Here is a 13,265-nt window from a genome sequence, read left to right as displayed (position 1 = left end):
CGCCTCTCCTCCGTCGAGCCTCACTGAACCGCCGAATACCAGCGCCGGAGCAAAACGCTGGCAGGATGAAGCCGTGACGACTTGGCCGGCACCGACCGCTACCACCCCTGTCGACGCCACGGTCACCGTGCCGGGTTCGAAGTCCCAGACCAACCGGGCGCTGGTGCTGGCGGCGCTGGCGGCCGCGCGCGGCGGCGGGGTCTCCACCCTCTCCGGGGCGCTGCGCAGCCGCGACACCGACCTGATGCTCGACGCGCTGCGTGCACTGGGTCTGCGCGTCGAGGCGGTGGCCCACCAGGTGACGGTCAGCGGCGAGATCGACCCCGAGCCGGACACCTGGCTGAACTGCGGCCTGGCCGGCACCGTATTGCGGTTCGTGCCGCCGCTGGCCGCGCTGGGCACCGCGACCGTCACCTTCGACGGCGACGAGCAGGCCCGGGCCCGGCCCATCGCTCCGCTGCTGGATGCGATGCGCAGCCTGGGTATCGCCGTCGACGGTGACACCCTGCCGTTCACGGTCAAGGGCACCGGGTCCGTCGCCGGCGGCACCGTGGCGATCGACGCCTCGGCCTCCTCACAGTTCGTTTCCGGCCTGCTGCTGGCCGCGGCGGCGTTCGACGACGGGCTGACCGTGGTGCACACCGGCGCGTCGCTGCCGTCGGCGCCGCACATCGCAATGACGGTCACGATGCTGCGCCAGGCCGGGATCGACGTCGACGACACCACCGCCGACCGCTGGCGGGTGTCGCCGGCCACCCCGACGGCCCGGCACTGGGAGATCGAGCCAGACCTGTCCAACGCCACCCCGTTTATGGCCGCGGCCGTGGTCACCGGCGGCGAGGTGCGCGTCGCCGACTGGCCGGCGGTCGGCGTTCAGCCGTCCGACACCATCATCGACGTCATCGGCAGGACAGGCGCGACGGTGCGCCACACCGATTCGCAGTTACAGGTACAGGGACCGCCCAGCTATGCCGGATTCGACATCGACCTGCGAACCGTCGGTGAGCTCACCCCGACCGTGGCCGCGCTGGCCGCGCTGGCCGCGCCGGGATCGGTGTCGCGGTTGAGCGGTATCGCGCACCTGCGCGGGCACGAGACCGACCGGTTGGCGGCGTTGGCCACCGAGATCAACCGGTTGGGCGGTGACGCCGCCGAAACACCCGATGGCCTGATCATCACCGCGGCGCCGCTGCACGGCGGAACCTGGTGTTCCTATGCCGATCACCGGATGGCCACCGCAGGCGCGATCATCGGCCTGCGGGTCGCCGACGTCGACGTGGAGGACATCGAGACCACCGCCAAGACCCTGCCCGCCTTCCCCCGGATGTGGGCGGAGATGCTGGCCGATTCGGGTTCGAGCGCTTGAAGCCCGGCGACTACGACGAGTCCGACGTCAAGGTCCGTTCCGGCCGCGGCTCCCGGCCGCGCACCAAGATCCGCCCCGAACACGCCGACGCCCGTTCGGCCATGGTGGTCAGCGTCGACCGCGGCCGCTGGGGGTGCGTGCTCGACGGCGAGCCGGATCGCCAGATCACCGCGATGCGCGCCCGGGAACTGGGCCGCACCCCGATCGTCGTCGGCGACAACGTCGACGTCGTCGGCGACCTGTCCGGCCGGCCCGACACGCTGGCCCGCATCGTCCGGCGCGGTCCACGACGAACGGTGTTGCGCCGCACCGCTGATGACACCGATCCGACAGAACGGGTGGTGGTCGCCAACGCCGACCAGCTGCTGATCGTGGTGGCCCTGGCCGACCCGCCGCCGCGCACCGGACTCGTCGAGCGGACGCTGATCGCCGCCTACGCCGGCGGATTGGTGCCGATCCTGTGCCTGACCAAGACGGACCTGGCCGATCCGGAGCCGTTCGCCGGCCAGTTCGCCGACCTGGATCTCACGGTGGTCACCGCAGGCCGCGACGATCCGCTCGACGCGGTGGCTCCGCTACTGCAGTCGCACATCACGGTGTTGCTGGGCCACTCCGGGGTGGGCAAGTCGACGTTGGTGAATCGCCTTGTCCCGCAAGCCGACCGAGCGGTCGGGCAGGTCACTGACATCGGCCGGGGCCGGCACACCTCCACCCAGTCGGTGGCGCTGCCGCTGGCCGGATCAGGCTGGGTGATCGACACCCCGGGCATCCGATCGTTCGGCCTGGCCCATATCGCGCCCGACGATGTGCTGATGGCGTTCTCCGATCTCGCCGAGGCGATCACCGAATGTCCGCGGGGCTGTGGACATCTGGGGCCGCCGGCCGACCCCGAATGCGCCCTGGACTCGCTGAGTGGGCCCGCGGTACGGCGCGTCGCCGCCGCGCGACACCTGCTGTCCACGCTCCGCGAGGGTTAGCGCGCCACAACGGGAGGTCAGGCGGCCAGGCGGGCCGGCTTGTCGCGCCGCCAGCCCCGCACGGTAGAGATCGCGGTCTTGAGTCCGCGACGCCGGCCGGTCACCGGGTCGGCTCCGGTCGACTCCGGGCCCAGCTCGGCGAACATCCGCTCGCTGCGAGTCTCCGGGGCATCATCGGCGGTGTCACGCAGGAATCGGTCCGGCAGTGACAACTTGGCGATGGTGCGCCAGGTCTTGCCGTACTGCACCAGAAAGGGACCCGAGGTGTAAGGCAGGTCGTAGCGCTCGCAGATCTCGCGCACCCGCACCGCAATCTCGGGGTAGCGGTTGCTGGGCAGGTCCGGGTACAGGTGGTGTTCGATCTGATGGGACAGGCTGCCGCTGAAGAACCGCATCGGCTGCCGGGCGTCGATGTTGGCGCTGCCCAACAGCTGTCGCAGATACCAATGGCCGCGTGTCTCGCCGACCATGTCGGTCTTGGTGAATTTCTCGGCGCCGTCCGGAAAGTGGCCGCAGAAGATGATCGCGTTGGACCACACGTTGCGGATCACGTTGGCGATCGCGTTGGCCTTGCATGTCGAGCCAAACGTCGCGCCGGGCGACAGCGCGGTCAGCGCCGGGAACGCGATGTAGTCCTTGAACACCTGCCGGCCGGCTTTGGTGACGAACTCCCGCAGCCGCACCAGCGTCGCCGCACGATCGGCCCGGCCCATGAAAATCTTGCCGATCTCCAAGTGCTGCAAGGCGACTCCCCACTCGAACCCGATCGCCAACATGGCGTTGTAGAACAGGTTGAACAGGTTGAAGCGCTTCCACGGAGTGTCACGGGTAACCCGCAGCAGGCCGTAGCCCACGTCGTCATCCATTCCGAGGATGTTGGTGTACTTGTGATGCTGGAAGTTGTGGGTGAAGCGCCAGTGCTTGGACGACCCGGCCATGTCCCACTCCCAGCCACCGGAGTGGATCTCCGGGTCGTTCATCCAGTCCCACTGGCCGTGCATGACGTTGTGGCCGATCTCCATGTTCTCGATGATCTTGGCCACGCCCAGCGTCGCGGTGCCGGCCCAGCGGACCGAGCGGCGAGAGCCGGCGGCCAGCATCAGCCGGCCGGTCACCTCGAGCACCCGCTGCGCGGCGATGGTGCGACGGATATAGCGGGCGTCGCGCTCGCCGCGGGATGCCTCGATGTCGCGGCGGATCTCGTCGAGCTCGGCGGCGAGATTCTCCACATCGGCGTCGCTGAGGTGCGCGAACACCTCGACGTCGGTTACCGCCATCGAACCGCCTTTCGGACACGGGATGCTGAAGCCTTGACCTACGATATCGTAACCTACGTTGGCGTAGGTTACCAACGGGTAACCCTCAGACGTCCAGTTCGCAGTCGCCGGCGGCGGTCGAGATGCACGTCTGGATGCGGGTGCCCGGCTCATGATCGTCACCGGTGCGCAGGTCGCGGACCTGGCCGGCCGTCAACTCCACCACACAAGACTGGCAGATGCCCATCCGGCAGCCGAACGGCATCTGCACCCCGACGCTCTCACCGGCCTCCAGCAGCGTCGTCGCCGCATCCGTCACGACGATCTTGCCGCTGGCGGCGAAGGTGACCGTACCGCCACCGTCGGCCACCGCGGTGCGCGCGAGGGTGAATCGCTCGATGTGCAGCCGGTCGGCGATCCCGGCGGCCGCCCAGATGCGCTCGGCGTCGCCCAGCAGCGCCGCCGGCCCGCACGCCCAGGCCTGCCGGCCGCGCCAGTCGGGCACCGCGGCGTCCAGCGAGCCGGGCCCGGACAGGTCCAGCCGGCCTTCGGTGCGGGTGGCGCGCAACAGCAGCCGGTAGCCGGGATGCTCACGCGCCAGGGCCGCCAACTCGTCGGCGAACAGCACGTCGTCGGCGGTGGGCGCCGAGTGCAGGTGCACCACGTCGGTGATGCCGTCCCGGCGGGCCAGGGTCCGCAGCATCGACATCACCGGGGTGATGCCGGACCCGGCGGTCAAGAACAGCACCGTGGCCGGCGACGGATCCGGTAGCACGAACTCGCCCTGGGGGGCGGCCAGCCGGACCACGGTGCCCGGGGCGACGCCGTCCACCAGGTGGCTGGACAGGAATCCCTCGGGCATCGCCTTGACGGTGATCGCGATGGTGCGTGACCCGGTCACGGGACTGGAGGTCAGCGAGTAGGACCGCCAGCGCCAGCGGCCGTCGACCAGCAAGCCGATGCCGATGTACTGACCGGCCCGGTAGTCGAAGTGAAAACCCCAGCCCGGTTTGATGACCAGCGTCGCCGAATCGGCGGTCTCACGCCGCACCTCCAGCACCCGCCCGCGCAGCTGGCGGGCCGACCACAGCGGGTTGGCCAGTCGCAGGTAGTCGTCCGGCAACAGCGGCGTGGTGATGCGGGTGGCGATGCGGCGCAATGCGTTCCAACCCGGATGACGATCGGCGCCGGCGACGGTCGGCCGCTTGGTGTCGCCGATGTTCGCGGTGACTGCGGAATGTTTCTTGCTCACGATGAACCTACGGTAGCGTAGCTTCGCCCGGCCGACATCAGAGCAGGTCAAGCAGGAACGGCAGCTCCTGGGTGGCATACCAGGCCAGGTCGTGGTCCTGGGCGTCGCCGACGGTCAGCTCGGCGTCCTCGTCGCCGAGGTCGGCGTCGTCGATCACGGCCACCGCCGCGCGCACTGCCGGTTCGGCGGCCGCGTTGTCCACGTAAGCCGCCACGACGTCGCCGATCTCGACCGGCCCGGCCAACCGCACCACGGCGGCATCGAGATCGGGGCGCGCGGCCGCGCCGTCGACCTCGGCGACCAGCACCGCCCGGCGGGCGGGCAACGTATCGTCGCCGGGGCCCGTGCCGGCGCCGCCGAGCAGCCGCAGCGAGGCCAGCGCCGCCTCGCCGAGTGCCACCTCGGCCAGTTCCTCGTCGTCGCCGTGGGCGTAGGACTCCCGCAGCGCCGGGGTCACAGCGAACGCGGTCCCGCTGACCGCCTGCAGTGACCCGTCGGCGACCAACTGGGCCAGCATGGCCAGCGTCACCGGGATGTACACGCGCATGAGCCCAGACCTTAGCGGCGATAACGAGCGCGACGAAGCCGGTCGCAGCCATCAAACACCGCGGCCCGGCCGGGACCGGTCACGCCTCGCCCGCCAGCGTCGCCGCGTAGTCCTCGACGTAGCGGTAGTTTCCGCGGTCGGGGCGCTGGTAACCGTCGCCCGCCGCGGGCCGGTCCGGCAGTTCCACCTGCGGCAGCGCCACCTCGCGGTAGGGAATCGTCGACAGCAGGTGCGCCATCATGTTCAGCCGCGCGTGCTTCTTGATCTCGGACTCGACGACGTACCAGGGGCTTGCCGCGACGTCGGTGTGCGCCATCATCTCGTCACGGGCCCGCGAGTAGTCATCCCAGTGGTTCACCGACTCGAGGTCCATCGGGGACAGCTTCCACTGCTTGAGTCGATCGTTGCGCCGGTTGCGAAACCGACGCAGCTGTTCCTCCTGGGAGACCGAGAACCAGTACTTGCGCAGCAGGATTCCGTCGTCGATCAGCAGTTGCTCGAAGACCGGGGCCTGTTCGAGGAAGCGCGCATGCTCTTCGGCCGTGCAGAATCCCATCACCTTCTCCACGCCGGCGCGGTTGTACCACGACCGGTCGAAAAGGGTGATCTCGCCGCGGGCCGGCAGCGCGGCGACGTAACGCTGGAAATACCACTGAGACCGTTCGCGTTCGGTGGGCGCCGGCAGAGCCGCCACGTGGACCACACGCGGGTTGAGGGTCTCGGTGATCCGCTTGATGACACCGCCTTTGCCGGCCGCGTCGCGGCCTTCGAAGATCACCACGACTCGAGCGCCGGAGCGCCGCACCCATTCCTGGAGTTTGACGAATTCAATTTGCAGGCGCAGTAATTCGGCCTGATACACATCGTCGGCGATCCGGGCCTGCGCTCCGCTCATGTCGCAGCCTCCAGCAGTTCGGCCAGCGCTTCGTCCAACAGCGCAGAGACCAGCCCGACGTCACTCATCGACTTGCGGTCGGCGTTGACCCCGTAGTACAGCATGCCGTTGTAGGACGTGACCCCGATGGTGAACGCCTTGTTGGGCAGCAGCGGGGGCACGCTGTAGGTCTCGAGCAGTTTTGCGCCGCAGACGTACAGTTGCCGCTGCGCGCCGGGCGCATTGGTGATCAACAGGTTGAACACCCGCCCGGAGAACCCGGCGAACGCGGTGGCGACCCGAACGCCCATCGCATGCAGCGTCGGCGGCGCGAAGCCCGACACCGTCAAGATGGTGCGGGCATCCACCAGGCCGGTCGGAGCGGGGTGCGACTCGGTGGCGTAGGCGATCTGGGACAGTCGCACCACCGGATTGGGTTCGCCGACCGGCAGATCCACCAGGAACGGGGTGACCGAACCGATCGGCTGACCCGCGGTGTCGTACTCATGGTCGGGATACACCGACAGCGGCGCCATCGCCCGCACCGTCCGCGTCGAGGACACCGGCTCGCCGCGGGACAGCAGCCAGTTGCGCAGTGCCCCGGTGATCACGGCGAGCACGACGTCGTTGATCGCACAGCCGTAGCGGGCCCGTACCGTGCGGTAGTCCTCCAGCGCCCCGTGCGCCACCGTGAAGAGGCGGTTCTGCGACACCTGGGTGTTGAGCGGGGTGTTCGGCGCGGTGCCGCGCACCATCGCCCGGGCGGTGTCGAATGCCTTGCGGCCCACCCAGGTCAGCGGGTCGCTGAACGTCGATCCGACCGCCCGCAGCTGGGTTCGAGGTGCCGCCACCCAGTCCCCGAGCGCCCCCAGCACCAGTTCGACGGCGCCGGGCTCGCGCCGCGGAACCCAGATGTCCTCGTCGAACGGCGGCGGGCGCTGCGTCCGGTCCACCAGCACATGACCGAGCGCGGGCGCCGCCATTCCGTTGACCAGCGCCTGGTGCGACTTGATGTAGAGCGCCATGCGGTTGTCGGCCAGGCCCTCGATCAGGTACAGCTCCCACAGCGGCCGGTGCCGATCCAGCCGCTGCTGCCCGAGATGGGCGATCAACTCGTGCAGCTGGCGGTCGCTGCCCGGCGACGGCACCGCGAGATGGCGCACATGGTAGGTGATGTCGAACTCGTGGTCATCGACCCACACCGGCCGGGCCAGGCTCATCGTGACTTCCCTGATCTTCTGCCGGTAATACGGGATCTGTGGCAGCCGTTGCTCGACGGTGGCCAGCAGCTGCTCGTAGCTCAATCCGCCGCGCGGCCGGCGCACGATGAACAGCGATTGCACATACATCGGCGTGGTGGTGTTCTCCAGCCGGTAAAAGGCCGCGTCCGTCGCCGACAGCCGGTTCACCATCGCCGCCCGCCCTCCCTACTGACTCGATTCGGCCTGGCGCGCGACACCCACCGGAACCAGAACCGGAGAAACACTGCCGCTCACGGTAGCCCGCCGCCGCAGCGCAGGTACCCGGATACGGCCGCGCCGTGATTGTGCGATGATCGCCACACATCCTGCCACTCTCCAGCAGGGTCATCCGTCGGATCGACCGTGGAGAGCTGCCGTGACCGTGGACCCCTCCCCGCCCATACCCGCGACCGTCGCGCCGGTGATCGACTACGAGCCACCGGCCCGGGCGGCGACCCCGTGCCGGCCGGCACAACAGGCAGCACCGCCCGGGCCCCGGCGCGGGCGCGGGCAGCCCCCCGGAGGCGGGCAGGACCGGCCCCCGCGTCACCGGCTGTCGCCACCGTTGCAGTCGGCCGTGGTGTTCGCCGACGCCGCGCTGCGCCGGGTGCTGGAGGTCGTCGATCAGCGTCGCTCGGCCAAACACCTGTATCCGCTGCTCGCCGCCGGACTCGCCGAGTCGGTGCTGGCGGCGCGCCCCGGCGCCAAGCTCCGTGGCGGGCCGGCGACACTGCAGCGGGTGCGCGTGCGACCGGCCGGATCAGCCGAACCGGCCACCGCCGTCGAGGCGTTCGGCACCTACCGGCGCGGCCGGCGCACCCACGCGCTGGCCTGCCGTATCGAGCGGGTGGCCGAAACCGGACCCGAATGCACGGCCTGGCAGATTGTCGCCCTGCACATCGGCTGAGGGCCGGTCGGGCGAACGCTGCCCAGTCCCGGCTACCCGGCACTGTACTTCTCCACCAGCACGTCCTTGTACAGCTTGCCGGCGGCGCACATGCCGCCAGTGTCGCCAAGGCGTACGTCTCCGATGCTCGGGTTCACCTGGGAACACGACCTGCACCTGTACCTGCGGCGCGCACGGACCGACGCACTGCTGTACGGGGACGCCGTCTTTCACCGGGAGCAGCTGTGCCGATCGCTGGAGGCCGCGAACGCCTAGGCGGTCTTGACCGGCCGCAACCGCGACGCCAGCGCGGCCGGCGAATCAGCTCTTGCGCGTCTTGGGGGGTTTGGGTCCGCGGCCTTCGCGGCGGGCCGCCTCCCGGCGCTCACGCCGCGATGCCGCACCCGCCGGCTGCAGGTCGCGGCTGCGCCGCACCTGCGCGGAGCCGTCCTCGTCGGGACCGGAGTACGTCAGGCCCGCGGTGCCGTCGGCGCCGTCGGCGCCATTGGCCCCGTCGACTCCCTTGGCGCGCAACCCGAACTGCGCCAACCCCTCCGGGGCGTCCACCGGTGCCACCTGCGGCTGGGTGGGCGCGGCCTCGACGGCGACGTTGAACAGGAAGCCGACCGACTCCTCCTTGAGACCCTCGAGCATGCCGGTGAACATGTCGTAGCCCTCACGCTGGTATTCCACCAGCGGGTCGCGCTGAGCCATCGCCCGCAGCCCGATGCCCTCCTTGAGGTAGTCCATCTCGTAGAGGTGTTCGCGCCACTTGCGGTCCAGGACCGACAACAGCACGCCGCGTTCCAGCTCCCGCATGGCCCCGGCACCCGCCTTGCCGTCGACCTCGGCCTCGCGTGCGGCGTAGGCGTTCTCGGCGTCGGCGATCAGCGCCTCCAGCAGTTCCTCGCGGGTCAGGTCATCAGCCTCGCCCACGTCGGCGGCGTGCAGCAGGTCGTGATAGTCGATGCCCACCGGGTACAGCGTCTTCAGCGCGGTCCACAGCTGCTCCAGGTCCCAGTCCTCGGCGTAGCCCTCGGACGTGGCGCCGTTGACGTAGGCGGTGATCACGTCGACGAGCATGTCGTGGGCCTGCTCGGCCAGGTTCTCGCCGTCGAGGATGCGCCTGCGCTCGGCGTAGATCACCTTGCGCTGCTGGTTCATCACCTCGTCGTACTTCAGCACGTTCTTGCGGATCTCGAAGTTCTGCTGCTCGACCTGGGTCTGGGCGCTCTTGATCGCCCGGTTGACCATCTTGGCCTCGATCGGCACGTCGTCGGGCAGGTTGAGCCGGGTCAGCAGCGACTCCAGCGCCGCACCGTTGAACCGTCGCATCAACTCGTCGCCCAGCGACAGGTAGAACCGCGACTCGCCCGGGTCGCCCTGCCGGCCGGATCGGCCGCGCAGCTGGTTGTCGATACGCCGGGACTCGTGCCGCTCGGTGCCCAGCACGTAGAGCCCGCCGGCCTCGCGGACCTGCTCGGCCTCGGCCTCGGCCTCCGCCCGGATCTTCTCCAGGACCTCGTCCCAGGCGGCCTCGTACTCGTCGGGGGTTTCGACCGGGTCCAGTCCCTGGCTGCGCAGCCGCTGGTCGGCCAGGAAGTCCGGGTTGCCGCCGAGCACGATGTCGGTGCCGCGGCCGGCCATGTTGGTCGCCACGGTGATCGCACCGCGCCGGCCGGCCTCGGCGATGATGTGCGCCTCGCGCTCGTGCTGCTTGGCGTTGAGCACGTTGTGCGGGATCCGCCGCTTGGTCAGCTGTTTGGACAGGTACTCCGAGCGCTCCACGCTGGTGGTGCCGATCAGCACCGGCTGACCCTTCTCGTACCGCTCGACGAGGTCGTCGACGACCGCGGCGAATTTGGCCTCTTCGGTCTTGTAGATCAGGTCGATCTGGTCGGTGCGCACCATCGGTTTGTTGGTCGGGATAGGAACCACGCCCAGCTTGTAGATCTCGTGCAGCTCGGCGGCCTCGGTCTCGGCGGTGCCGGTCATCCCGGCGAGCTTGTCGTAGAGCCGGAAGTAGTTCTGCAGGGTGATGGTGGCCAGCGTCTGGTTCTCGGCCTTGATCTCCACCTGCTCCTTGGCCTCGATGGCCTGGTGCATGCCCTCGTTGTAGCGCCGTCCCACCAGCACCCGGCCGGTGAACTCGTCGACGATGAAGACTTCGCCGTTTCGGACGATGTAGTCCTTGTCGCGGTTGAACAGCTCCTTGGCCTTCAGGGCGTTGTTGAGGTAGCTGACCAGCGGCGAGTTGGCCGCCTCATACAGGTTGTCGATCCCGAGCTGGTCCTCGACGAACTCCACCCCGAGCTCGTGCACCCCGATGGTGCGCTTGCGCAGGTCGACTTCGTAGTGGACGTCCTTCTCCATCAACGGCACGATCCGGGCGAACTCGGTGTACCAGTGGGAGCTGCCGTCGGCCGGCCCGGAGATGATCAGCGGGGTGCGGGCCTCGTCGATCAGGATGGAGTCGACCTCGTCGACGATGGCGAAGTTGTGCGGACGCTGCACCAGCTGGTCCAGCGAATGCGCCATGTTGTCACGCAGGTAGTCGAAGCCGAACTCGTTGTTGGTGCCGTAGGTGACGTCGGCGTTGTAGGCGACCCGCCGCTCGTCCGGGGTCATCGACGACAGGATCACCCCGACCTCCAGGCCCAGGAACCGGTGCACCCGGCCCATCCACTCGCTGTCGCGCTTGGCCAGGTAGTCGTTGACGGTGACGACGTGCACGCCGTTGCCGGCGATCGCGTTGAGGTAGGCCGGAAGCACACAGGTCAGGGTCTTGCCCTCGCCGGTCTTCATCTCGGCGACGTTGCCGTAGTGCAGCGCGGCGCCGCCCATGAGCTGGACGTGGAACGGCCGCTGGGTCAGCACCCGCCAGGCCGCCTCGCGGGCCACCGCGAACGCCTCCGGCAGCAGGTCATCGAGGGATTCGCCACCTTGGTGCCGCTCCCGGAACTCGTCGGTCTTGGCCCGCAGTTCGGCGTCGGTGAGGGCTTCGACGTCCCCGGAGAGGGTGTCGATGTAGTCGGCGACCTTCCTGAGCCGTTTGACCATCCGGCCTTCACCAAAACGCAGCAACTTGGACAGCACGGCTGGTCCCCTACTCAGTCTTCGTCTATTACGAGCGCCACCCATGGTAGGTGACGCCGCTGCGCAGCACGGTTTTGCCGCGGCCGAGCAGTGTCAGGACGGCTTTTCCGCGGCGCCGGGCCGGGCGGCGTCAGACCAATCGGATCAGGCCGTAGTCGTAGGCGTGACGGCGGTAGACCACCGACGGCTGGTCGGTCTCCTTGTCGTGGAACAGGAAGAAGTCGTGTCCGACCAGTTCCATCTCATACAGCGCGTCGTCGACCGACATCGGCGTGGCGGCGTGCTCCTTGGTGCGCACTATCCGGCCCGGCTCGTGCGCGTACGCGTGCCCGTCGGGGTGCACGGAGCCGTGCCGGTCCGGTTCGGCGGTGCCGTCCCGGTTGAACGCCGCGGCAAGGAACTCCGGGTCCGGCGCCGTCGCCCCGGTCGCCTCGGCCACCGACAACGGCGTCTTGTCGCCGTAGGAGACGTTGCGGCGGTCCTTGTGGCGGCGAAGCCGGCCCTCCAGCCGGTCGAGTGCAGCCTCGAATGCGGCGTAGAAACTGTTGGCGCGGGCCTCGCCGCGGATCACCGGTCCGCGACCGTGCGCGGTGATGTCGATCTGCTGGCAGGACTTTCGTTGCCGGCGGTTGTTGGCGTGTTTGAGCTCGACGTCGAACAGCCGAATGGAGCGATCCAGCCGCTCCAGCCGGGCCAGCTTCTGCGCGACATAGACCCGGAAGTGGTCCGGTATCTCCACGTTGCGGCCCTTGACCACGATCTCCGCGCCGGTCGACTGCTCCGGGCTGTCATCGACGTCGACCTGCGTACGGCTGGTTTCCACGAATTGACTTGCCATGCTCGACACTCTTTTCTCGTCGTCTCGACCACGTACTGCTGCGCCTCTACGGTCCAGCGAACCCCTTGATGACGACCGTAGCCATGCCGCCGGATACGTGCCACCGGTTTGACGGACCCGTTGCCGGTTGGTTGCCGCAGCGGCATCAGGCGGCCGCGATCACCAGCGCGGCGATCACCCGAACGCCCCCGGCGCGCAGCACCCGCACCGACTCGGCCAGCGTGGCGCCGGTGGTGACGACGTCATCGATGATCACGACGTCACCACCGGCGGCGGGCAGCCGGCGGCGGTTCAGCAGCACCCGGCCGGCGATGTTGCGTTCCCGGGCGCCACTGCCCAGCCCGACCGAGTCGCGGGTCAGCGCCCGCATCCGCAGCGCGGGCGCCACCGTCATGCCGGGCTGCCGCGCCGTGGCCGCGGCCGCCACCCGCCCGACCGGGTCACCGCCGCGGCGGCGGGCGGCGCTGCGCCGGGTGGGTGCGGGAATCAGCGTCAGCGGCACGTCGACCATCTGCCAGCACAGCAGCCGGTGCAGCGCCGCGGCCAGCGTCGCTGCCAACGGCGTGATCAGGTCGGTGCGCCCGTGCTCCTTCAGCGCGACGATCGCCGCCCGGCGGGCTCCGGCGTAGCGGCCCAGCGCGAACACCGGCACCTGCGGGTCCAGCCGCGGACTCACCAGCCGCGGCTCATCCGGCCCGATGGCCAACTGCGCCGCGCAACCGGGACACCACCGGGTCGCCGGGGCGCCGCAGCCACCACACTGCCGGGGCAGCACGAGGTCGAGCACAACGACGAAACTGCCACCGGCCACCGACAACCTGACTGCGCCAGAGGCCCTACTACGCGATGTCGTACTTCGGTGTCAAGGGGCATTGGTCAGCGACAATGTTAACCCCGGACCCCAATACCGTGAGGTCCCTAACAGATTCACG

At 69.3% G+C, this 13,265-nt stretch carries 12 protein-coding genes; 4 read left to right on the top strand and 8 right to left on the bottom strand.

The genetic code is table 11. From position 1 onward, the window contains the following. The first annotated feature begins 73 nt into the window (after positions 1-73). The gene (gene aroA, locus ACAG20_RS06755; protein ID WP_112688581.1) at positions 74-1,366 is read left to right on the top strand and encodes a 3-phosphoshikimate 1-carboxyvinyltransferase; all 1,293 of its coding nucleotides are present in this window, start codon (positions 74-76) and stop codon (positions 1,364-1,366) included. After that, on the top strand, positions 1,363-2,343 hold the full coding sequence (gene rsgA / locus ACAG20_RS06750) for a ribosome small subunit-dependent GTPase A (RefSeq protein ID WP_112688589.1): 981 nt from the start codon (positions 1,363-1,365) through the stop codon (positions 2,341-2,343). Before aroA ends, rsgA begins: the two co-directional genes overlap by 4 nt. A 17-nt stretch (positions 2,344-2,360) precedes the next feature. Here rsgA and ACAG20_RS06745 read toward each other — a convergent pair whose 3' ends face one another. From ACAG20_RS06745 to ACAG20_RS06725, 5 genes are all read right to left on the bottom strand, one after another. After that, positions 2,361-3,620: a fatty acid desaturase gene (locus ACAG20_RS06745; protein ID WP_370492016.1), complete on the bottom strand. Its 1,260-nt coding sequence runs from the start codon at positions 3,618-3,620 to the stop codon at positions 2,361-2,363. Between the two features lie 85 nt (positions 3,621-3,705). Next, positions 3,706-4,851: a ferredoxin reductase gene (locus ACAG20_RS06740; protein ID WP_370492015.1), complete on the bottom strand. Its 1,146-nt coding sequence runs from the start codon at positions 4,849-4,851 to the stop codon at positions 3,706-3,708. A 37-nt stretch (positions 4,852-4,888) separates the two neighbouring features. Then, the gene (locus ACAG20_RS06735) at positions 4,889-5,398 is read right to left on the bottom strand and encodes a hypothetical protein (protein WP_370492014.1); all 510 of its coding nucleotides are present in this window, start codon (positions 5,396-5,398) and stop codon (positions 4,889-4,891) included. 79 nt (positions 5,399-5,477) lie between these two features. Further along, entirely contained in the window at positions 5,478-6,293 is an 816-nt protein-coding gene (ppk2, locus tag ACAG20_RS06730; RefSeq protein ID WP_370492013.1) for a polyphosphate kinase 2, read from the bottom strand. Next, a complete protein-coding gene (locus ACAG20_RS06725; RefSeq protein ID WP_112689500.1) occupies positions 6,290-7,684 on the bottom strand; it encodes a wax ester/triacylglycerol synthase family O-acyltransferase in 1,395 nt (464 codons plus the stop codon). The genes ppk2 and ACAG20_RS06725 overlap by 4 nt, the downstream gene beginning before the upstream one ends. 205 nt (positions 7,685-7,889) lie before the next feature. Between ACAG20_RS06725 and ACAG20_RS06720 the strand changes: the two genes are divergently transcribed. Beyond that, the gene (locus ACAG20_RS06720) at positions 7,890-8,420 is read left to right on the top strand and encodes an Rv3235 family protein (RefSeq protein ID WP_370492012.1); all 531 of its coding nucleotides are present in this window, start codon (positions 7,890-7,892) and stop codon (positions 8,418-8,420) included. A gap of 123 nt (positions 8,421-8,543) precedes the next feature. Then, a complete protein-coding gene (locus tag ACAG20_RS06715) occupies positions 8,544-8,675 on the top strand; it encodes a hypothetical protein (RefSeq protein ID WP_370492011.1) in 132 nt (43 codons plus the stop codon). A gap of 45 nt (positions 8,676-8,720) precedes the next feature. Here the strand turns inward: ACAG20_RS06715 and secA are convergent, their stop codons facing one another. The 3 genes from secA to ACAG20_RS06700 all read right to left on the bottom strand — a co-directional run bounded on the left by secA (position 8,721) and on the right by ACAG20_RS06700 (position 13,120). Continuing rightward, a complete protein-coding gene (secA, locus tag ACAG20_RS06710; RefSeq protein WP_370492010.1) occupies positions 8,721-11,495 on the bottom strand; it encodes a preprotein translocase subunit SecA in 2,775 nt (924 codons plus the stop codon). Positions 11,496-11,625: 130 nt separating this feature from the next. Further along, a complete protein-coding gene (gene hpf / locus ACAG20_RS06705; RefSeq protein ID WP_370492009.1) occupies positions 11,626-12,333 on the bottom strand; it encodes a ribosome hibernation-promoting factor, HPF/YfiA family in 708 nt (235 codons plus the stop codon). A gap of 145 nt (positions 12,334-12,478) precedes the next feature. Then, complete coding sequence (locus ACAG20_RS06700; RefSeq protein ID WP_370492081.1) at positions 12,479-13,120, bottom strand: ComF family protein; 642 nt, start codon at positions 13,118-13,120, stop codon at positions 12,479-12,481. Positions 13,121-13,265 lie beyond the last annotated feature (145 nt).

It is taken from the genome of Mycobacterium sp. pW045 (assembly GCF_041287085.1).
Classification (GTDB): Bacteria; Actinomycetota; Actinomycetes; order Mycobacteriales; family Mycobacteriaceae; genus Mycobacterium; species Mycobacterium algericum_A.
Note: the sequence above shows the minus strand (reverse complement) of the source record. Positions and strands in the feature narration are given on the sequence as shown.

Excerpts from the sequence above, each read along its gene's own strand:
- ACAG20_RS06715 (WP_370492011.1), top strand. The coding sequence starts at position 8,544 with ATGCTCGGGTTCACCTGGGAACACGACCTGCACCTGTACCTGCGGCGC.
- ACAG20_RS06725 (WP_112689500.1), bottom strand. The coding sequence starts at position 7,684 with ATGGTGAACCGGCTGTCGGCGACGGACGCGGCCTTTTACCGGCTGGAG.
- ACAG20_RS06745 (WP_370492016.1), bottom strand. The coding sequence starts at position 3,620 with ATGGCGGTAACCGACGTCGAGGTGTTCGCGCACCTCAGCGACGCCGAT.
- ppk2 (WP_370492013.1), bottom strand. The coding sequence starts at position 6,293 with ATGAGCGGAGCGCAGGCCCGGATCGCCGACGATGTGTATCAGGCCGAA.
- ACAG20_RS06735 (WP_370492014.1), bottom strand. The coding sequence starts at position 5,398 with ATGCGCGTGTACATCCCGGTGACGCTGGCCATGCTGGCCCAGTTGGTC.
- hpf (WP_370492009.1), bottom strand. The coding sequence starts at position 12,333 with ATGGCAAGTCAATTCGTGGAAACCAGCCGTACGCAGGTCGACGTCGAT.